Origin of the sequence: Gillisia sp. Hel1_33_143 (assembly GCF_900104765.1) — a bacterium.
GTDB lineage: Bacteria > Bacteroidota > Bacteroidia > Flavobacteriales > Flavobacteriaceae > Gillisia.
On sequence record NZ_LT629737.1, the window covers coordinates 3,332,017 to 3,352,700 of the forward strand.

Consider the following 20,684-nt stretch of genomic DNA (forward strand, 5'->3'; position numbering starts at 1 on the left):
TAATTTCAAGACTCACCAAAAAATTGCAATAATGAAAGCTGTACAAGTACAGGAAAAAGGTGGAAACTTTGTGTTAGTAGACATGGAGAAACCATCTCCTAAAAAAAACGAAATTTTAATAAAAGTAGAAGCTTGCGGAATTTGTCATAGCGACGATTTTGTAAAGCAAGGAGACTTTCCGGGAATAGAATTTCCTAGAGTGCCTGGCCATGAGGTTGTGGGTATTGTAGAAGAGGTTGGAGAAAATGTGAATAAATGGAAAGTAGGTCAACGTGTTGGAGTTGGATGGCACGGCGGACATTGTTTTGAATGTGAACCTTGTAGAAGAGGAGATTTTATAAGTTGTGAGAATGCAAAGATCAGCGGAATTTCTTATGATGGTGGTTATGCCGAATATATGTGCGCCCCTCAAGAAGCTATTGCCGCAATTCCAGAAGAATTATCTTCCGCAGATGCCGCACCTTTACTTTGCGCGGGAATAACCACTTTTAATGCCTTAAGAAATTCTGGGATTAAAGCCGGAGATGTAGTAGCCGTGCAGGGAATAGGTGGTTTAGGTCACCTTGCTATTCAATATGCTTCCAAAATGGGAATGAGAACGGTAGCTATTTCTACCAGCGACGATAAAAAGAAACTAGCTGAAGAGTTAGGTGCTCATCACTTTATAAATACAGGAAATTCCGATCCTGCAGAAGAACTTCAGAAACTAGGCGGAGCAAAATTAATCTTGGCAACAGCACCTTATGCAAAAGCAATAACATCTGTAGTAGATGGTTTGGCTATAGATGGAAAATTATTAATGGTGGCTGCTACGGGAGAACCAATTCAGGTTTCGCCAATGCAATTATTAATGGGTAGAAAATCTGTTGCCGGATGGCCTAGCGGAACTGCTATAGATTCTGAAGATACTTTGAAATTTAGCGCAATGACCGGTACTAAACCTATGATAGAGGAATATCCTTTAGAAGAAGTAGAAAAAGCATATGATAGAATGATTAATAATAAAGCGAGATTTAGAGTGGTCTTAAAACCATAATCACAAACTTCAAGATTTAAATAGAGAAGGCTGTAAATTTAATTATTTGCAGCCTTCTTTTTTTCTGGTGTCTACAATATGAATTATTTTCCATTCACCTTCTGTTTTATATAACTGAAAAGAATTTACTCCGCAATGACTCAAAATATCATTTACGTAAAAAGAATAGGGAGTAATTACACTAGCTAACGCTCCATTCATTCTTATATCAAAAGAGAGTAATCTTTCTTCAAATTTTGTAGTGCTGGGTATAGAAACTATAGATTTTAAGAATTTAGAATATTCTTCCGATTCTAATTCTGAATTTCCAGAACTATCTACTGCTATAGATTGCATATAAATTGAAGGAACTACCATAGCTCTTAGTTTGATTGAATCCTGCTCATGAAAAGCCTGAAAAAATTCCTGAATAGTTTCTTTCACTTCTGTTTCAGCTTTATTTTCTTGAGCAGCCAATGAACTAATCGATATCAAAATCAAAAGGCATGAGCTTAAAATCTTCATTTTTTAAGTGTTTGAATGTGGTGTTCTAATTTAGTACTTTTACTCCACTTAAAAACTCACAAATGTCAGTTGCAAAAAAACAATACAAGCGCATCACCACCAAATCTTTGGTTGAGATGAAAAAAAACGGAGAAAAAATAGCGATGTTAACGGCTTATGATTATACCATGGCCAAGATCGTAGACAGCTCCGGAATAGACGTGATTCTCGTTGGTGATTCTGCCAGTAATGTGATGGCCGGACACGAAACTACGCTTCCAATAACATTAGACCAGATGATCTATCATGCAGCTAGTGTTGTGAGAGGAATTGAAAGGTCTTTGGTGGTGGTGGATCTTCCCTTTGGAAGTTACCAAAGTGATCCAAAAGAAGCTTTGCGTTCTTCTATTAGAATTATGAAAGAAAGCGGCGGACATGCTGTGAAACTTGAAGGAGGAAAAGAGGTTAAAGATTCTATAAAAAGAATTCTGAATGCAGGAATTCCGGTGATGGGACATCTAGGATTAACGCCGCAATCTATCTACAAATTCGGAACGTATACCGTAAGAGCCAAAGAAGATGAAGAAGCAGAAAAATTGAAAGCAGATGCTTTAATGCTAGAAAAACTAGGTTGTTTTGCAATGGTATTGGAAAAAGTTCCTGCAAAGCTGGCTAAAGAAGTGGCAGAAAGTGTTTCTATTCCAGTAATAGGAATTGGGGCAGGAAATGGCGTTGATGGTCAGGTTTTAGTAGTTCATGACATGATTGGAATGACGCATGAATTCAACCCTAGATTTTTGAGAAGGTATCTTGATCTTTATTCAGAAATGACCACTGCTTTTGAAAATTATAGAAGTGATGTGAAATCTGGTGATTTCCCTAATGATCAGGAACAATATTAAGCGCTTAAATTCAGAATTTGAAATCAGATAAAATTCTATCTACACCAGAGAATCTTCAGGTATTACATGAAGACAATCATATTATTATAGTAAATAAACGCCCTGGAGATATCGTTCAGGGCGATAAAACAGGTGATACACCATTAAGCGAAGTTGTTAAAGAATTCATCAAAATTAAATATAATAAGCCCGGAGCAGTTTATCTTGGAGTGGTTCATAGACTAGATAGACCTACCAGCGGAATTGTAATGTTTGCTAAAACTTCAAAAGCATTACCTCGTCTAAACAAGTTATTTAAAGATAAAGAAGCTAAAAAAACGTATTGGGCAGTTGTAAAAAATATGCCTCCACAAGAGCAAGGAACTTTGGTACATTACATGAAACGTAACCAAAAACAGAATAAATCCTTTGCTCATATTAAAGAGGTTCCGGAAAGTAAAAAGGCGATTCTTGATTATAAGATTCTTCAGAAATTAGATAATTATTACCTTCTAGAAATAGATCTTCATACCGGGAGACATCATCAAATTAGAAGTCAGTTATCATCCATTGGTTGTCCAATAAAAGGCGATCTAAAATATGGATTTGATAGAAGTAATAAAGACGCAAGCATACATCTTCACGCTAGAAAGCTCACTTTTGAGCATCCTGTTAAAAATATACCAATAGAAGTTATAGCACCAACTCCTAGTGATCCTATTTGGAATGCGATCAATATTTTATAATTTGCTTAACGTATAAAATAGTATTTTTAAGCAAAAATATACAAGATCATGAAATGGCAAGGTAGAAGACAAAGTTCTAATGTGGAAGACCGAAGAGGTAGCTCTAGTAAAGGTAAATTAATTGCCGGAGGAGGAGTTATAGGACTTATTATATTAGCTATTCAGTTATTTTCTGGCGGAGATACCTCAGATATCTTAAATCAGATCGAGAGTCAATCTTCTGCTCCAACAGAGCAAAGAGAACTTACCGCAGAAGAAAAAGAATCTGGAAAATTTATTAATGCAGTTGTGGTAGATACAGAAGATATCTGGAATAAGATCTTTGCAGATATGGGATCTGATTACAGTGAACCTGGAGTAGTTCTTTTTACTGATGCTGTACAGACAGCTTGCGGTGGTGCTTCTGCGGCTACAGGACCATTTTATTGCCCTTCAGATCAAAAAGTTTATATGGATCTTGCCTTTTTTGACGAATTGAAAAATAGATTTGGAGCCAAAGGTGGAGATTTTGCCATTGCATATGTTATAGCTCATGAAGTGGGACATCATGTACAAACCTTGGTTGGAACTTCCAGACAAGTAAGACAATTACAACAAGGTAAAAGTCAGGCAGAAGCCAATGAATTTTCTGTAGCCTTAGAACTTCAAGCAGATTTCTACGCTGGAGTTTGGGCTCATTATAATAAAAAATACTTAGAAGAAGGTGATATTGAAGAAGCTATGAGCGCAGCAAATGCCGTTGGAGATGATGCTATTCAAAAACGTACTCAAGGTAGAGTTGTTCCCGATGCTTTTACCCATGGAACTTCAAAACAACGTATGGATTGGTTTATGAAAGGATATAGAAGTGGAGATGTTAACCAAGGTGATACTTTTGGCGCATTAGGCTTATCAAGATAGACGTCAAATAATAATATTAAAAAAGCCTCTGGTGAATAACTAGAGGCTTTTTATTTAGTGAAAGATTATTTAAAGCGATTTTTTCTTTGCGATTTCACCTAATGCTAAGTTGTCTTTGCTCCCAATGTGAGTATGTTTCTTACCCATTGCAGGCTTGTAAGTTCCATCTTGAACTTGCCCTCCAATTTCTTTATAGGCGTCTCTAAAAGTTCCTCCATTAATCACCAAATCATTTATACTATCTACAGTAAATAAATACTTATATTTTTCATCCTGCATATTGATGTCTTTCACTTTTATCAAAGCGATAGAATAGATAAAAATATCTAAGATCTCTTTTATATTTTCAACCGCGTAGATACTGTTCTCTTTTATAAGCTGAAAATCTCTATGATATCCACTTGGCAGGTTATTCGTGATCAAGATCATTTCATTTGAAATAGCTTGCAGCTTATTGCATTTTCCTCTAATCAGCTCAAAAACATCCGGATTCTTCTTATGCGGCATAATGCTAGAACCGGTGGTAAGCTCATCGGGAAAGGTAATAAAGTCAAAATTCTGACTCATATATAAGCAGATATCCATAGCAAATCTGGAAAGCGTATTAGCCACCGATGCTATATTAGAAGTAACCGTACGTTCACATTTACCTCTGCTCATCTGTGCCGCTACCACGTTATATTTTAAAGTTTTGAAACCTAATTCTTTGGTGGTGAATTCTCTGTCTATTGGAAAAGAAGAACCATACCCAGCAGCAGATCCTAAAGGATTTTGGTCTACAATCTTTAAACCTGCTTGTAAAAGATATAGATCATCTATCAACAATTCTGCATAGGCTGAAAACCATAACCCAAAGGATGAAGGCATCGCTACCTGTAAATGTGTATATCCCGGAAGTAATTTTTCTTGATGCTTTTCAGCAAGACCAAGGAGCACATCTATCAATTCTTCGGTTTTAGCATGAATGCTTTTTAAATTCTCTTTAAAATAGAGCTGCATCGCAACTAAAACCTGATCGTTTCTGGAACGCGCCGTATGTATCTTCTTTCCGGTATCTCCAAGAACTTTTGTCAATTCAAACTCGATCTTAGAATGAACATCTTCAAAATCTGCTTCTATCTTAAATTCGCCATTTTCAAGCTGAACTAATAGTTTATCTAATTCTACAACAATATCATCTACTTCATCGGCTGCAAGAATTCCAACCTTCCCTAGCATTTTAGCATGTGCTTTAGAAGCGATCATATCGTATTCTGCCAAGAACATATCCAATTCCCTGTCGTTTCCAACGGTGAATTTTTCAATTCTTTTATCTATAGAAATACCTTTATCCCAAAGTTTCATAATGTAATTTTTGATCTCGTTTCAGCTGAAAAATTTGAACTTCAGCTGAACGATATTAATTATTTTAAAGCTTTTTCAAGCAGTTGAATATATTTTTCGATGCCATCTTCAATCTCATTCAGATAAATAAATTCATCTGCAGAGTGAGATCGTAGCGAATCTCCTGGTCCTAATTTTAAAGATGGGCAGCTTAGCATTGCTTGGTCTGATAATGTTGGAGAGCCGTAAGTATCCATTCCTAATGCTAGACCTGCTTTTACCAACGCATGATCTTTTGGAATTGAAGATGAATTTAAACGCAAAGATCTGGGCTTAATAGAATCTACTGGAGATTCCCTTTGAAGGATCTCGGCAACTTCAGAATTGCTGTAGCTATCATTTACCCTAACATCAATTACCAGATCTACATTCGCCGGCACCACATTATGCTGTACTCCGGCATTTATTTGAGTGACCGTTAGTTTTACTGCTCCCAGACTTTCAGAAATTTTTCCAAAAGAAAAATTCTCAAACCAGCTAAGCACTGAAGCCGTTTTATAAATAGCATTATTGTCATTTGGATGTGCGGCGTGAGACGGTGTTCCTTTTACCACCGCATCAAAAACAACCAAACCTTTTTCTGAAATTGCCATTTGCATCAAGGTTGGTTCTCCAACAATAGCAACATCGATCTTAGGAAGAATTGGAAGTAAGCTCACAATTCCATTTTCACCATTGATCTCTTCTTCTCCAGTCCCTGCAAAAATCAAATTATAAGTTAGATCTGTAGCATTATAGAAATAGGTGAAAGTTGCAAGTAAAGAAACTAAGCACCCACCAGCATCGTTACTCCCTAATCCAAATAATTTCCCTTCTGAAACCTCAGCTTTAAAAGGATCTTTGGTATATGCCGAATTTGGTTTAACTGTATCGTGATGAGAATTTAAAAGCAATGTAGGTTTGGCCGCATCAAAATGCCTATTTACTGCCCAAACATTATTAAGATCTCTGTTATAAGAGATGTCATTTTTCTGCATCCATGCTTCCAAAATTAGCGCAGTTCCTTGTTCCTCTCTCGAAAATGATTGAGTTTGAATAAGATCCTTCAGCAAGGTTATAGCTTGTTCCTGCAGCTCCTTAATATTCATTATTTAATGATTTTTGTATGAATTGCATTCTTTTTTAAAAGTCCGGCATCTCCCAAACTAACTTGAGACACTCCGTTATTTAAAGCCTGAAAACAGTTATGAAGCTTAGGAAGCATTCCATCGCTAATCACTTTATTTTCTAAAAGCTCCTGATATTTATTCTGATCTAAAATTTCTATCACAGAGTCATTATTAGTAGCATCTGCCAGCACTCCTTTTTTCTCAAAACAGTACAATAATTCGGTTTCACAAATTTTAGCCATGGCTGTAGCGATATCTGCTGCTACAGAATCTCCATTGGTATTCAACAACTGACCTTCATTATCGTAAGAGATCGCAGAGAAAACCGGAGTAATGCCTTGATCTAATAACGAATTGATAAATGAGGTATTAATTGAAACCACATCTCCCACGAACCCAAAATCGATCTCCTTTGCCGGTCTCTTTTTAGAAATAATACTTTTTCCATCTGCACCACAAAGCCCAATAGCATTGATATCTAAAGCCTGAAGTTTTGCAACGATCTGCTTATTTATTAATCCGGCATACACCATAGTGATCACTTGCATAGAATTCTTATCGGTGATCCTTCTGCCATCTACCATTTTGGTTTCGTATCCAAGTTTTGATGCAATTTCTGTCGCCAAATTTCCTCCACCATGAACCAAGATCTTAGGCCCTTGTAATGATGAAAAATCCTTCAGAAAAACAGAAAGAGATTCTTCATTTTCAATGAGCTTCCCTCCTATTTTTACAACTTTTAAAACTTGATCATTCATGCTGAGTTATCTTGATAATTATGATTTAAGTAAATTCTTTAAAACAGCTTGTGCAGCAAAAGTTCTGTTATTTGCCTGATGAATCACTTTTGAATTTTCACTATCTAGAACCTCATCTGCAATTACCACATTTCTCCTCACCGGCAAACAATGCATGACAGAAGCATTATTGGTTACTTTCAACTTTTCAAGATCGAACATCCAGATTTCATCGGTATTAAGAATCTGTCCGTAGTTATCGTAACTGCTCCAGTTCTTTACATATACAAAATCGGCATCTTTTAAAGCTTTTTTTTGATCGTGAACTACAGGAGTATCGCCGGTAATTCTTTTATCAAGATCATAACCTTCAGGATTGGTAATTACAAAATCTACATCCAGCCTTTTCATTACATCAGCAAAAGAATTTGGAACAGATTGCGGCAAAGCTCTTGGATGCGGCGCCCACGTAAGTACAACTTTAGGTTTTTCTGTCTTTTTGAGCTCCATCAAAGTAATAGCATCGGTTAATGCTTGTAACGGATGACCGGTAGCGCTTTCTAAGTTAACCACAGGCACAGAGGCATACTTTTTAAAACTATTCATCACTTGTTCAGCCTCATCTTTATTCTTGTCTTTAAGACCTGGAAAAGCTCTTACTGCAATAATATCGCAATATTGAGAAAGTACGGCTGCCGCTTCTTTAATATGCTCTGCTTTATCTGAATTCATAACAGCTCCGTCCTCAAACTCCAACGCCCAACCATCGATTCCGGCGTTCATCACCATCACTTCCATTCCTAGTAATTTAGCAGCTTTTTCTGTACTCAATCTGGTTCTTAAACTTGCATTAAAGAATAACATTCCTAAAGTCTTTCCTTTTCCAAGTTGTGCCTGATCATTATTCTTTTTAAGTTGAATTGCCTCCGCTATCAACGCTGGTAAATCTTCTATATCATTTAGATCTATATAATTCTTCATGCTTATATGGTTTCTTTTGATTTCTTAAGTTCTGCTTTAAGAGCATCAAAGAATAGATTAATATGTTCATTTTTAATATTTAGTGGAGGTAAGATTCTCAATAATTTTTTATTTGAAGCGGCACCGGTAAAAACCTTGTGCTTAAATAATAGGTCTTTTCTTAACTGAGCAACTTCAAAATCGAATTCTAAACCTAGCATTAGACCTCTTCCTTTTATTTGGACGATCTCTGGAATTTCTGCAGCCTTTTCTTTGAATATAAACTCAAGCTCTTTAGCATTATTCATCAAATTCTCTTCCATCAAAACATCCAAGACTGCTATTCCTGCAGCACATGCCAAATGGTTTCCTCCAAATGTAGTTCCTAACATTCCAGATTTAGCTTCTATAGATTTATCTATCAAGATCCCTCCAATTGGAAATCCATTTCCCATTCCTTTTGCGATAGAGATTATTCCCGGGCGAATGCCATGTTTTTGAAAAGCGAAAAAATCACCAGTTCTCCCATATCCAGACTGAACTTCATCTGCTATTAGCACTGCTCCATATTTTTCACAAGCTTGAGAAGCCTTCTTATAAAATTCTGAAGTAGCTTCATCTAAACCACCAACTCCTTGAATTACTTCAAAGATCACTGCAGCCGTGTCTGCCTTTTTCAATTCATTTTCTAAAGCTTCCGTATCATCAAAAGCCAATCTTACAACATTGTGATCTTTATTGAAAGGTGCTTTAATACCTTCATTATCGGTAACCGCAACCACTCCGGAAGTTCTTCCGTGGAAAGCTTTTTCAAAATAAATGATCTTGCTTTTTCCTGTATGGAAAGAAGCTAATTTCAACGCATTTTCGTTCGCTTCTGCACCAGAATTACATAAAAACAAAGCATAATCCTCTAATTTTGAAGCTTTTTGTAATTTATCTGCTAACTCCTGTTGCATTGGATTTTTAATAGAATTGGAATAAAACCCCAATTTTGCAACCTGCTCACTAATTGCTTTTACATAGGTAGGATGCACATGGCCAATAGAGATCACGGCATGACCTCCATAAAGATCTAAATATTTTGTTCCATCTGCCTCATAGACAAATACGCCCTCCCCTTTTACAGGAGTAATATCGTAGAGCGGATAAACATCAAATAATTCCATTTTCAAGTTTGTATTTTGAATCTAATTCTAAAAATAATTTGCCTTTAACTGCAGCCCAAGGCTTTCTTCCAAGCCAAACATCAAATTCATGTTCTGCACAGCCTGTCCGGAAGCTCCTTTCAACAAATTGTCTATAACACTCGTTACTAAAAGCTTATTATTGAATTTCTGCAATCGCACCAAACATTTATTAGTATTCACTACTTGCTTTAAATGCAATTCTTCTTCAACTAAATGAGTAAACACCGCATCTTTGTAAAATTCAGAATACATAGCTATTGCATCTTCTAAACTGCCTGAATAATTGGTATAAGCCGTAGCGTGAATTCCTCTGGAGAAATTCCCTCTATTCGGAATAAAATTCACCTCGACAGCATGATCTGGTTGTAAAAATTTAATGCTTTGTCCTATTTCATTTAAATGCTGATGTTCAAAAGATTTGTAACTGGAAAAGTTATTATCTCTCCATGCAAAATGCGTAGAATCTGACAAGGAAGTGCCGGCACCTGTAGCTCCTGTCACTGCATTTACATGAACCTCATCTTTTAGTAATCCATTAGCGGCTAAAGGTATGATTGCTAAACTAATAGCGGTTGCAAAACAACCCGGGTTAGCAATAAAATTCGCATTTTCAATCGCTTCTTTATTTATTTCCGGAAGACCATAAACAAAGGAATGATCTTCAGAATTCATTCTAAAATCGGTACTTAGATCTATGACTTTAGTAGTTTCAGAAAATGAATGTTCTTCTAAGAACTTTTTAGAATTTCCATGCCCAAGACATAAGAATACTACATCTACCTCAGAATTGATATGATCCCCAAATTTAAGATCGGTATCTCCCAAAAGATCCTGATGAATTGAGGAAACCGTTTTCCCGGCTTGAGATGTGCTATAGATAAAGTCTAGATTCACTTCCGGATGTCTTAATAAGATCCTTACCAATTCTCCGGCGGTATATCCCGCTCCACCTATAATTCCTGCTTGAATCATTATTGTTGTTTTACATGTTCATAGATCTTCCCGGCATTCGATAAGATCTTTATAAATCCTTTCGCATCATCTGCTGTCCAAGCTTTATTCTCTTCTCCATATTTCCCAAAATTACTATTCATAAGATCGAATGGAGATTCTATTCCGTCTAAAGCAAATCTGTACGGATGCAGCGTTAAAAACACTTTTCCGGTAACCTGGGCTTGAGAATTCTGAAGAAAGGCTTCAAAATCTCGCATTACAGGATCTAAATATTGTCCTTCATGCAAATGAGTTCCATACCAGTTAGCGATATAATCCTTATGCTGAAGTTGCCATTTACTCAACGTATGCTTTTCTAATAAATGATGAGATTTAATGGTGATTAGTGCCGCAGCAGCTTCAAAACCAACTCTTCCTTTAATTCCAATAATGGTATCTCCCACATGAATATCTCTACCAATAGCATATTTTGAAGCGATGTTCTCTAAAATTTCAATATTCTTCTCCGGAGAATTCTCAACATCATTTACTGCGGTAAGTTCTCCTTTGGTAAAAGTTAAGGAAATTTGCTTAGACTCCTTTTCTACTAATGGAGAAGGATAAGCACTTTCCGGCAATGGAGATGAAGAAGTTAAAGTTTCCGATCCTCCAACACTTGTTCCCCAAAGTCCTTTATTTACAGAGTATTTTGCTTTTTCCCAGTTCATATCTACTCCATTTTCTTGCAGATATGCTATTTCTTCTTGTCTGGTAAGTTGCTTATCTCTAATTGGAGTAATAATGTTGATACCCGGTGCCAAGATCTGAAAGATCATATCAAACCTCACCTGATCATTCCCAGCGCCTGTACTACCATGAGCAATATATTCTGCTCCAATTTCTTTAGCATAATTAACGATCTCTATTGCTTGAACAATTCGCTCTGCACTTACAGATAATGGGTAAGTATCATTTTTAAGAACATTTCCAAAAATGAGATACTTTACTACCTTATTGTAAAAGTTAGAAACCGCATCTATATTCTTATAGGTTTTTGCTCCTATCAGTTTAGCGTTGTTTCCAATCTTTTCAATTTCTTCTTTGGTAAATCCACCGGTGTTTACACTTACTGCATGTACTTCAAAATTTTCTTCTTTTGAAAGATATTTTGCACAGTAAGAAGTATCTAATCCGCCGCTATATGCTATTACTATTTTTTTCATGTTTGCTATTTTATAACTGAAACTCCTTGAAATACTACAAGAGATAAACGTTTTCTTTATTAGTTTTATAAAAAAGGGTTTGCTTTATGCTTTTCAATCTTTTGAAAGCTTTCTCATTCAATTTCTCTTTTTTCTCTAAATTTTTCTTCTTTGCAGGATCATACAACATTCCTGTACATAAACACATTTTTCGTTCGGTACGCGTAAGGATGTCATAATTTTTGCAGGTTTGACAACCGTTCCAAAAACTTTCATCTTCTGTTAATTCTGAAAAAGTTACGGGTTGGTATCCAAGATCGTAATTGATCTTCATTACTGCCAATCCGGTTGTAATACCAAAGATCTTAGCATTCGGGTATTTACTTCTTGAGTGTGCGAAAATTGCTTTTTTAATATCTTTTGCCAGTCCTAAATTTCTATAATCAGGATGAACGATAAGCCCCGAATTAGCCACAAATTTCTCGTGACTCCAAATTTCTATATAACAGAAACCTGCAAATTTATCACCCTCAAGAGCGATAATGGCGTTGCCATTTTCCATCTTTTTCAGGATATAATCAGGGGATCTTCTTGCAATACCGGTTCCTCGGACCTTAGCCGATTCTGCCATGGTGTCGCATATAACCTCAGCATATTTAGCATGAGATAGGTTAGCAATAGTAATCTTCATCTAATAAAAGATTAAAGTTGAAAAATTTAAATAAGATTGATTTGAATTGGGAACCGGACTCACCTTAGTTCCATAGAATATAGACGCACACTAGGTGCGGCGGATAAAGCGTGGACGCCTTAATACGATTCCGGTATAAAAACCGAAATTAGAATTTAATAAAATGTGGGAAAAGTGTTTCAAAATGGTAAAAATTCAAATAATAATAAAATAAAAAATCGAGATGCAGCTATGCCTAGCGGCGAGACTGCCTTAAGCGTAAACTAGATTTTATTATTTGAGTAGTTGAAATCACAGTGTAAATGTACATTAATTTTTTAATTACAATTAAAAAACTAAATTAAAATTGAATAATCTGTATTGTTAGAAGCTCAGACTCAGTTGTACATGGCATCATTCACAGTTAACCTTATATCTGTGGAATGGTATTAAAATAAAAGTAACTGTGGAGAATTTACGAAAACAACTTTAAAGCAGTAAATTTTAGTTTAGATATGCCTGTTACTATAACAAGGCATATCTAAACAAAAAATTTCTATAAAAATTATTTTTTTCGTTTTAGAGAATATAAGTCCTTACGGCGATCTTTCATATTTCTAACGCTTCCAAAATTATGAAGTTCTTTTAAAAGATCCAGATCTACATCTACCAACAAAGTGCTTTCTGTATTTGGTGTAGCTTCTGCTTTAATACCGTTCACAGGAAATGCAAAATCTGAAGGTGTGAATACTGCACTTTGAGAATATTGAATATCCATGTTATTAACTTTAGGTAAATTTCCTACAGAACCTGCAACAGCTACATAACACTCATTCTCTACCGCTCTAGCTTGGGCGCAGATCTTCACTCGAGAATATCCATTTTGTGTATCTGTCATAAATGGTACGAATAGAATATTCATTCCTTCTTCTGCTAATAAGCGCGGTAATTCCGGAAATTCTACGTCATAACAGATCAGTACTCCAATTTTACCACAATCTGTATCAAAAGTTTCTAACTTTGTTCCACCTTTCATACCCCATGCAGATTCTTCTGCAGGCGTTATATGAAGTTTTTCATAGCGCTCTACACTTCCATCTCTTCGGCATAAGAATCCAACATTATGCATATGTTCCCCAACCGCTTGCGGCATGCTTCCGGTAATAATATTGATGTTATAATTTATGGCAAACTCTCTGAACGTTTCCAGCAACCTATCTGTATAAGAAGAAAGTCCTCTAATGGCTTCGGCTTCATTTAAGTGATTGAATTGCGCCATTAAAGGGGCATTGAATAATTCCGGAAATAGAATAAAATCACTTTGATAATCGCTTACAGCATCTACAAAAAATTCTATTTGCTCTACTAAAGAATCATAATCTTTAAATAATCTCATTTGCCACTGCACCAAACCTAACCTAACTACTTTTTTCTTGGTGTCAATTAATTTTTCCGGCTTGGTATAATAGATATTATGCCATTCCATAAGAGTGGCATACTCTAAACTTTCATGATCTCCAGGTAAATACCCTTTCAATACTTTCTTAACATGAAAATCATTTGATAGTTGAAAAGACAGCACCGGATCATGAATTTCCTTTAGCTTCACTTTATCTATATATTTCTTAGGTGTAAGCTCCTCTGAATATTCTTTGTAATTTGGAATTCTCCCTCCAAAAATTATAGATTTTAAGTTCAATTGTTCACAAAGCTCTTTACGTGCTTCATACAATCTTCTTCCTAATCTCATCCCTCTATAGTCTGGATGAATAAATACATCTATACCATAAAGTACATCTCCACTCATAGAATGAGCTGCAAAATTTTCACCGCCAATGATATCTATGTATTTATGATTTTCATCAATTTTATCATAATCTACAATTATAGACAATGCACAACCCGCTATTTTATCATCTATAATAATGCAAAACTGCCCATCAGGGAATTTGCTTACCAAGGTTTTAATATCGGCTTTGCTCCAATATGCGGAATCTAAAGAACTATAGACTTCCACCATAGATTTTTTAAATTCTTCGTAATCTTTTACACGTAAATTCCTTAATTCTACTTTGGCTGAATCTAACACAACTATACTTTTTATTTATTAGCGAAGATACTCTAGAAATAAAATATTTGAACAATTTTTTTTAGATCTGAGATCCTATACTTTTTTTGTCAATTAAAAGGAGAAAATTCAAGGTATTGAATGCTTTAAACTTTTACCAATTGATGTTTAAAGGCATATAGAACTAGACCTACCCTACTTTTTAACGAGAGTTTATGGAATAATGATTCTCTATAACCATCTATGGTCTTCGGACTTAAATTCATCTGTTCTGCCACCTGCTTATAGGTCATTTCTGTACAGGCTAATTTTATAAAATCTAATTCTCTAGCTGTAATATCTTTTATAGCATTCGGGGTAGCTTGATGGAGTCTAATCCTTTCCGGTTCTCCTGTAAAATAATAACCACTTTCCAACACGGTTTCTAAGGCATAAAGAAATTCTTCCGGATCTATATCTTTTAAAAGGTACCCTCTACACCCATAGTTTACCATTGAAAGTATCGTATACTCATCATCTTCCATAGTTAAGGTCAAAACTTTTTGATCTGGATGATGTTGATGTAACCAATGCATGGTTTCCAAGCCAGAGAGAACTGGCATTTTAATATCTAATAGAACCAGATCTGGTCTTTTCTTATTAGCTTCAAAATAAGCAACCAACTCGCTGCCATTTTTAAACACTTCTACCACTTCATAATTCTGATAAGAATTCACAAGACCTTTTAAAGATTGTGCAAAGAGAACATGATCATCTACTATTATAACCTTTTTATTCAAATTCATGGATCTCTGTGGGATATATTAAGGTAACTATGGTTCCATTATTTATAGAAGATTCTATATCTAGATCTGAATTTATTAGTTTGGCTCTACTCTCCAAATTAAACATTCCAGAACCTCGATTGATCTTATTCATATTAAAACCTACTCCGTTATCTTTTACAATAATCTTTAACGATTCTCTACTATAATCAAAAGTGACTTCTAATTTAGATGCTTTGGAATGTTTAATAACATTTGAAAATAATTCCTGAAGGATTCTATATAATATAATGGTGTCTTTTTGATCTAAATCAAATCCATCCCCCTGCAATCTAAAAACTGGTTCTATTACCTGTAATCTCTCAAATCTGGACAATTCATTTTTTACAGACTCTTCCAATCCACTAAATTGAATCACTTCAGAATTTAAAGATTTAGATAATGATCTAACTTCCTGAAGAGAACTGGCTACCACCTCTTTAATATCTGATACGGCCATGGTAGATTTATTATCTATACTTTTAGAAAGTATATTTAGCTGCATACTCGCTACCGAAAGTAATTGGCCAATATTATCGTGTAATTCCCAACCTACATTTTTTAATGTTTGCTCCTGAATTTCCAATTTAGACTTGACGATCTCATCTTCAAATCTTTTTTCAGCTTCATATTTTTCTAACAATAGCTTATTCTTTCTCTTCTGATAAGTGATAAAGAATACAATAGTAAATGTGGTAAGTAATAAAATTACTACAACAAAATAGATTATTAATAAGAACTCTTCTTTAGCTAACATTAGGGTGAAACTATCAATCTGAGCATAAATTTAACTAAAAACCTGATACGAGTTAATATAACTATGTTTCATTTCCTCTACTTAGTTAATACTGTAGTGCTTTTCTTACAAATATTACATAAATTAGATATTGTCTCATCATTTAGGGGAAAAATACCCTTGATTTAGCTGTAGGTTTCAAATACATTTACTTATTCATTTTAGTTAGCTAAAATGTTTTGGGGCAAAAAAGTGCTGTGAAGGTGTAGATATTAATAGGTAGGGCTGTTAATATTGGAATTACTGGAACAGCACTTTTTTATTGATACCCATTAGAACTCTTTCTAATGGGACAAAGATTTCACTTTCCAGATCGCGCACATATTAAAAAGCCAAGGGAGAAAGTGCAATACATAAAAATATTGCAAAACCTCAAAACAGAACTGTAGAACAAGAGAAACTCTTTATTTTCCCAACTAAAGTATGTGTTATAAATGTAAATAGGTGTTACACATAAGTTCCAAACTACGGTGCCAATGGCAATATAAAAAAGCAAATCTTTAGTAAAATATAGAATATCATCGTTGTTAAGCAGCTTCAAAAAATAAGTGCCCACACATGCCAAAAGCAATAAATTACCCAACAATATATTAGGAATAAGATATTCTACAAATAAATTTCCTGAAAACAGAATTACAGCTAAAGCAATTATAGCATACAAAAACATTGCAAGCCTAAACCACTTTCTGAGCAAAAAAGTTTTGAAAGAACTAACAAATACCGAACAATACACTAGATACGTAATTGGTTTTAAAAGATTATACAACCATTCATTTCTTACAAGTACAGAATTTCTTAACCAGGGAAAGGTTTTATAATTATCAAAATAATTCCAAATAGTATAAAACCCAGCAGTGTCTAAGAAAAAAACAAACCATAAAAACCAGACAAAAATTCTATTTTTTTGTGGAGCAGTTCTGATTTTATAAAGATAATAACTACCACAAATAGCAGCCATTAGCTCTAATATCGCCCCAGAATATAATTTATTTTCTAATATATATTCTAGCACTTCATAAGACTTAATAAGTTATTCTATGTTTAATTTTGCACCTAGACTTAGGTTACTCAGGTTTCTTCCATATACCAATCTTTTTAAAAGGGGTAACACACACCACAAATCCAACTGCAAAAGCAGAATACATAAATATGTTGCAGTATCTCAAGATTGCTGCGTATAATAATATAAACTCCTCATTCTCCGTATTAAAATAATCATCATAAATATAAATTGGAGTAACACAAAGATTCCAAATAACTACTCCAATAGCTATATAAAACAATAGATCTTTAGAAAAATAAAGAATTTTATCGCTTTTTAACAGCTGTTGGAAATACACCGCTATACTACTCAAAAGCAGCAGTGTTCCCAGAAAAATATTTATGATAATATATTCCTTAAAAACATCTCCGATAAATAAGATTTCTATTACTCCAAATATCAAATAAAATAATGTTGCAGCCTTTAATACACTTTTCATCTTTGAAGCAATTAAAGAATCAATAAACATTAAACTTTGAACTAAATAAGAAATAACAATTAAACAGTTAAAATACCATTCATTGCGAGCAAAGGGAGAATCTTGTAACCATGGAAAGGTTTGGTAATTATCAAAATAATTCCAAACTGCATATAATCCAACAATATCTGCAATTAGCACAAACCATAAATACCAAGCAAAAAACTTGAATCTGAATGCTGTATTTTTGCTTTTAGTAATATAATAACTGCCCGCAAGAGCAGCTAATAATTCAAAAATATGGGTTATATATATATTATATTTTAAATAGTAATCTAAAGTATCCATTTAATGAATATTAGTACATAGTTGGAGGCCACTTTCCAGTACCGTTATTTAATGGATCTATTTCTTCGTTATCTACATCTTCAAATTCTATAGAATCATCAATTTTCACTCTCTTTGTTGGTGAGAAGAATACCGTAGCTAAACTTGGTTCTGTATCTGTTGCCTCGTAAGCACCAAACCATACATTTATACCTGGTGTATCTACACCTTGCATTTCAGATTTCTTTTTAACATCATCTAAATAAGCTTGCAATTCTTCTACAGTAAAATAAAATTGACATGTATCTTCATGTGTAGTACCCCCAGTGGTAACCAGAGATCTAGTTTCCCACCATTTTTTTTGCAACTTTTTAGCCTTTGCCACAGTAATTTTTCTACTCATATCATTAATGATTCTAAAAATTAATAATCTTAAAATTTAAATATTTTGTTAAAATTAGAAAATTATTTAAGTATATAGAATATAAAATGATAAAAGGGGAAAAACACCCTTTCCAAACTCCAAAGTTGCTATTACTTTTGAAATATCATTTTAGTCTTCTAGAATGATCAGGATTAAAAAGTGCCGTAAGGTCTTAATATTATTAGGTAGGGCTTTTAATATTAATATTGAAAAGGCACTTTTTTATATTCTTACTTTCCATTTTAAAAATATCTAATTTCCAAAATCTTTAAAACTGAACATTACTTGATCTCCCATAATCTTCTGAGACATTGTATTTATTCCATTTTCTGTTAACTGTAATATTCTTGGATAACCGCCCGTTGTTTGGCAATCTCTCATCAAAACGATTAAATTTCCGGAAGGAGTTAATTGCACCGTACCCGGAACTACCGGAGAAGTAATAATTGGCAATAATTCATTTTTAAGTTTTTCTGTAAGCTGGATAGCCATTCTACTGTTATTCTTATCGATCGTAAAAAATCTATTTTTAATTTCTTCCTTAGTTGAAGTGGATAGTTTATAAAATTCCGGTCCTTCCTCTAATTCAATTTTTGTTTCAAATACATGTTTACTATTTACTTTAACCGAAGCATTTGTTGCTGCATCCTTTTGTTCGAAATCTTGAAAATAAAGGATCATTCCTTTTTCTAATTTGATATTTTCAGAAATTCCCTCATACCAACTTTTGCTTTCAAGAATAGTTTCCGTCTTAAATCCTCCGGAAATAGATAGATAAGTTCTACAGCCATTTACTCTTTTACCAAAAGAAAGTTCATCTCCTTCTTCCAGAAAATATACCTGATCATTTTGTATTTCTTCGTCGTTGATTTTAGGGGAAAGATTGGCGCCGGTAATTCCAATTTTCGCGGCAGAATGAAACTTTAATTTTGGCCCCATTTGCGTAATTTCCAACACCGCATAATCTTCAGAATTCTGTAAAATAAGGTTTGCCATTTTAGCAGAAAACATATCCATAGCGCCACTAATTGGAACTCCATATTTTCTAAAATTATGCCTTCCTAGATCTTGAATAGTTGAAAATAAACCGGGACTTAAAACTTCAATTTTAGCCATTAAATTCTTCTGATTTTAATTGAAAATTACCACTCATTTTTTCAATCATAATTTCATCATGTTCCTCTAATGAAACTTGATAAAATTTCACTTTATCTCCTGCATAAATTTGACAAGGAGGATTGCTATTTTTATCAAATAATTGCACTGGAGAATTACCAATAATTTGCCAGCCGCCTGGACTTGATTTTGGATAAATTCCTGTCTGTTTTTCACCTATTCCAACGGCTCCTTTTTCCACCATTAATCTCGGTTCATTTTTACGAGAAATTTGAAGTCTTTTATCTAGCCCTCCCAGATATAGAAACCCAGGTAAAAAACCAATGAAATAGACAGTATAAATTGGAGCGGTATGTAAAGTTATAATATCTAAAACAGATAACTTATTGTGTGTTGATATAAGTTGAAGATCAAGACCATATTTTTCATTATAACATACCGGAATATGAAAAATAGTGTAGTTGTTGTTTTTTGTTATATTCGTGTCTTCCAAGAGCTCTTTTAAGGCCTTAAACTCACTATAGATATTATCTATATTGAATATGTAAGTAATTAATAACGAGCAATATGTGTTAATTACCTCAACCTTTACTTTAGAATAATATTTTTCTAATTTATTTTTGAAGAATAAAAGCTTTTCTAAGCCATTATATGAGATTTCAGGCTCAAATTCTATTAGAATTGAGCGTTCCCCCATCTTTGTAAATCGTGGAAAATCACTATTCATATCTGCGTATTTCTATTTCATTTTTTTGAAATTTCTCCTTTAAATACCTCATGATGTTTACCGAATTTTCAGTATCGCTATGCAAGCAAAATGTATCTGCAAAAGAGGTAATTTCCTCTCCATTCTCACATCGAATTTTAGACGTTGAAAACATAGAAAAAACATGTTTGAAAACCTCTTCTTTTTTAGTTATTAGCGCGTTCGATTTTTCTCTTGAAACCAAGCTATAATCTGGATTATAATTTCTATCTACAAAGGCTTCAAAAAACACTTCAACTTTAGCTTTTGCCAAGTCAGCAATAATAGAATTTTGAGGCGCATAAAGGATCAAACTTTCATCTAATTTTAAGATGGAATCCACAACAATTTGAGCGATATTTTCATCTTTTGCAGCTTCATTATATAGCGCTCCGTGAGGTTTAAAATGACTGATCTTGGCACCTTCATTTTTGGCGATTTTCATCAAAGATAAAACCTGTGAGCAAATGGATTTTTTAAGATCTGAATTTGAAATATTAAGACTCTTTCTACCAAAATTTTCTTTATCTGGATAAGAAGGATGGGCTCCTATTTCCACCTGATTTTTCATGGCCATTCTTATGGTTTGCAACATCAAATTTTGATCTCCTGCATGACCTCCACAAGCAATATTACAAGCAGAAATAAGAGACATTAATTGCGCATCGAATTTGCCACCTTCTCCTAGATCGCAATTGATATGTATAGCTTTCAT

General features: G+C 34.2%; 22 protein-coding genes. 4 read left to right on the forward strand and 18 right to left on the reverse strand.

Annotation, left to right across the window (positions count from 1 at the left end; genetic code table 11):
- Window positions 1–31: 31 nt before the first annotated feature.
- Window positions 32–1,036: an alcohol dehydrogenase gene (locus BLT84_RS15430; protein ID WP_091267649.1), complete on the forward strand. Its 1,005-nt coding sequence runs from the start codon at window positions 32–34 to the stop codon at window positions 1,034–1,036.
- 42 nt (window positions 1,037–1,078) lie between these two features.
- Here BLT84_RS15430 and BLT84_RS15435 read toward each other — a convergent pair whose 3' ends face one another.
- Window positions 1,079–1,540, reverse strand: coding sequence for a nuclear transport factor 2 family protein (locus BLT84_RS15435; protein WP_091267652.1), 462 nt, complete (start codon window positions 1,538–1,540; stop codon window positions 1,079–1,081).
- Window positions 1,541–1,602: 62 nt separating this feature from the next.
- Between BLT84_RS15435 and panB the strand changes: the two genes are divergently transcribed.
- The 3 genes from panB to BLT84_RS15450 are packed head-to-tail and all read left to right on the forward strand — an operon-like array spanning window position 1,603 to window position 4,046.
- Window positions 1,603–2,421 carry a 3-methyl-2-oxobutanoate hydroxymethyltransferase gene (panB, locus tag BLT84_RS15440; RefSeq protein WP_091267655.1) on the forward strand — a complete coding sequence of 273 codons (819 nt, stop codon included), beginning with the start codon at window positions 1,603–1,605 and terminating at the stop codon, window positions 2,419–2,421.
- A 17-nt stretch (window positions 2,422–2,438) separates the two neighbouring features.
- Window positions 2,439–3,146, forward strand: a complete 708-nt coding sequence (locus tag BLT84_RS15445; protein WP_091267658.1) for an RluA family pseudouridine synthase — start codon at window positions 2,439–2,441, stop codon at window positions 3,144–3,146.
- A 48-nt stretch (window positions 3,147–3,194) separates the two neighbouring features.
- Window positions 3,195–4,046 carry a neutral zinc metallopeptidase gene (locus BLT84_RS15450; protein WP_034888020.1) on the forward strand — a complete coding sequence of 284 codons (852 nt, stop codon included), beginning with the start codon at window positions 3,195–3,197 and terminating at the stop codon, window positions 4,044–4,046.
- A 69-nt stretch (window positions 4,047–4,115) separates the two neighbouring features.
- Here the strand turns inward: BLT84_RS15450 and argH are convergent, their stop codons facing one another.
- The 17 genes from argH to pxpA all read right to left on the reverse strand — a co-directional run bounded on the left by argH (window position 4,116) and on the right by pxpA (window position 20,684).
- A complete protein-coding gene (gene argH / locus BLT84_RS15455; protein WP_091267661.1) occupies window positions 4,116–5,390 on the reverse strand; it encodes an argininosuccinate lyase in 1,275 nt (424 codons plus the stop codon).
- Between the two features lie 59 nt (window positions 5,391–5,449).
- Complete coding sequence (locus BLT84_RS15460) at window positions 5,450–6,517, reverse strand: M20 family metallo-hydrolase (RefSeq protein ID WP_091267664.1); 1,068 nt, start codon at window positions 6,515–6,517, stop codon at window positions 5,450–5,452.
- Window positions 6,517–7,296 (reverse strand): acetylglutamate kinase, encoded by a 780-nt coding sequence (argB, locus tag BLT84_RS15465; protein WP_091267667.1) that lies wholly within the window; start codon window positions 7,294–7,296, stop codon window positions 6,517–6,519. The genes BLT84_RS15460 and argB overlap by 1 nt, the downstream gene beginning before the upstream one ends.
- 18 nt (window positions 7,297–7,314) lie before the next feature.
- Window positions 7,315–8,256, reverse strand: coding sequence for an N-acetylornithine carbamoyltransferase (locus BLT84_RS15470; RefSeq protein WP_091267670.1), 942 nt, complete (start codon window positions 8,254–8,256; stop codon window positions 7,315–7,317).
- Window positions 8,257–8,258: 2 nt separating this feature from the next.
- Complete coding sequence (locus BLT84_RS15475; RefSeq protein ID WP_091267674.1) at window positions 8,259–9,404, reverse strand: aspartate aminotransferase family protein; 1,146 nt, start codon at window positions 9,402–9,404, stop codon at window positions 8,259–8,261.
- Window positions 9,405–9,431: 27 nt separating this feature from the next.
- Window positions 9,432–10,397, reverse strand: a complete 966-nt coding sequence (gene argC, locus BLT84_RS15480; protein WP_091267677.1) for an N-acetyl-gamma-glutamyl-phosphate reductase — start codon at window positions 10,395–10,397, stop codon at window positions 9,432–9,434.
- Window positions 10,397–11,581 (reverse strand): argininosuccinate synthase, encoded by a 1,185-nt coding sequence (locus BLT84_RS15485; protein WP_091267680.1) that lies wholly within the window; start codon window positions 11,579–11,581, stop codon window positions 10,397–10,399. The genes argC and BLT84_RS15485 overlap by 1 nt, the downstream gene beginning before the upstream one ends.
- Before the next feature lie 34 nt (window positions 11,582–11,615).
- Window positions 11,616–12,251 (reverse strand): GNAT family N-acetyltransferase, encoded by a 636-nt coding sequence (locus tag BLT84_RS15490; RefSeq protein WP_091267683.1) that lies wholly within the window; start codon window positions 12,249–12,251, stop codon window positions 11,616–11,618.
- 544 nt (window positions 12,252–12,795) lie between these two features.
- Window positions 12,796–14,319, reverse strand: a complete 1,524-nt coding sequence (locus tag BLT84_RS15495; protein WP_091267686.1) for a bifunctional GNAT family N-acetyltransferase/carbon-nitrogen hydrolase family protein — start codon at window positions 14,317–14,319, stop codon at window positions 12,796–12,798.
- Window positions 14,320–14,444: 125 nt separating this feature from the next.
- The gene (locus BLT84_RS15500) at window positions 14,445–15,083 is read right to left on the reverse strand and encodes a response regulator transcription factor (RefSeq protein ID WP_317039990.1); all 639 of its coding nucleotides are present in this window, start codon (window positions 15,081–15,083) and stop codon (window positions 14,445–14,447) included.
- On the reverse strand, window positions 15,070–15,858 hold the full coding sequence (locus BLT84_RS15505) for a sensor histidine kinase (RefSeq protein ID WP_034888001.1): 789 nt from the start codon (window positions 15,856–15,858) through the stop codon (window positions 15,070–15,072). The genes BLT84_RS15500 and BLT84_RS15505 overlap by 14 nt, the downstream gene beginning before the upstream one ends.
- 340 nt (window positions 15,859–16,198) lie before the next feature.
- Window positions 16,199–16,909: a hypothetical protein gene (locus tag BLT84_RS16185; protein WP_091267689.1), complete on the reverse strand. Its 711-nt coding sequence runs from the start codon at window positions 16,907–16,909 to the stop codon at window positions 16,199–16,201.
- 52 nt (window positions 16,910–16,961) lie between these two features.
- Window positions 16,962–17,705, reverse strand: coding sequence for a hypothetical protein (locus tag BLT84_RS15515; protein WP_091267693.1), 744 nt, complete (start codon window positions 17,703–17,705; stop codon window positions 16,962–16,964).
- Between the two features lie 10 nt (window positions 17,706–17,715).
- Window positions 17,716–18,087: a hypothetical protein gene (locus BLT84_RS15520; RefSeq protein WP_034887993.1), complete on the reverse strand. Its 372-nt coding sequence runs from the start codon at window positions 18,085–18,087 to the stop codon at window positions 17,716–17,718.
- 273 nt (window positions 18,088–18,360) lie between these two features.
- Window positions 18,361–19,224, reverse strand: coding sequence for a biotin-dependent carboxyltransferase family protein (locus BLT84_RS15525; RefSeq protein ID WP_091267696.1), 864 nt, complete (start codon window positions 19,222–19,224; stop codon window positions 18,361–18,363).
- On the reverse strand, window positions 19,217–19,951 hold the full coding sequence (gene pxpB, locus BLT84_RS15530) for a 5-oxoprolinase subunit PxpB (RefSeq protein ID WP_091267699.1): 735 nt from the start codon (window positions 19,949–19,951) through the stop codon (window positions 19,217–19,219). Before pxpB ends, BLT84_RS15525 begins: the two co-directional genes overlap by 8 nt.
- Window positions 19,944–20,684 carry a 5-oxoprolinase subunit PxpA gene (gene pxpA, locus BLT84_RS15535; RefSeq protein WP_091267702.1) on the reverse strand — a complete coding sequence of 247 codons (741 nt, stop codon included), beginning with the start codon at window positions 20,682–20,684 and terminating at the stop codon, window positions 19,944–19,946. The genes pxpB and pxpA overlap by 8 nt, the downstream gene beginning before the upstream one ends.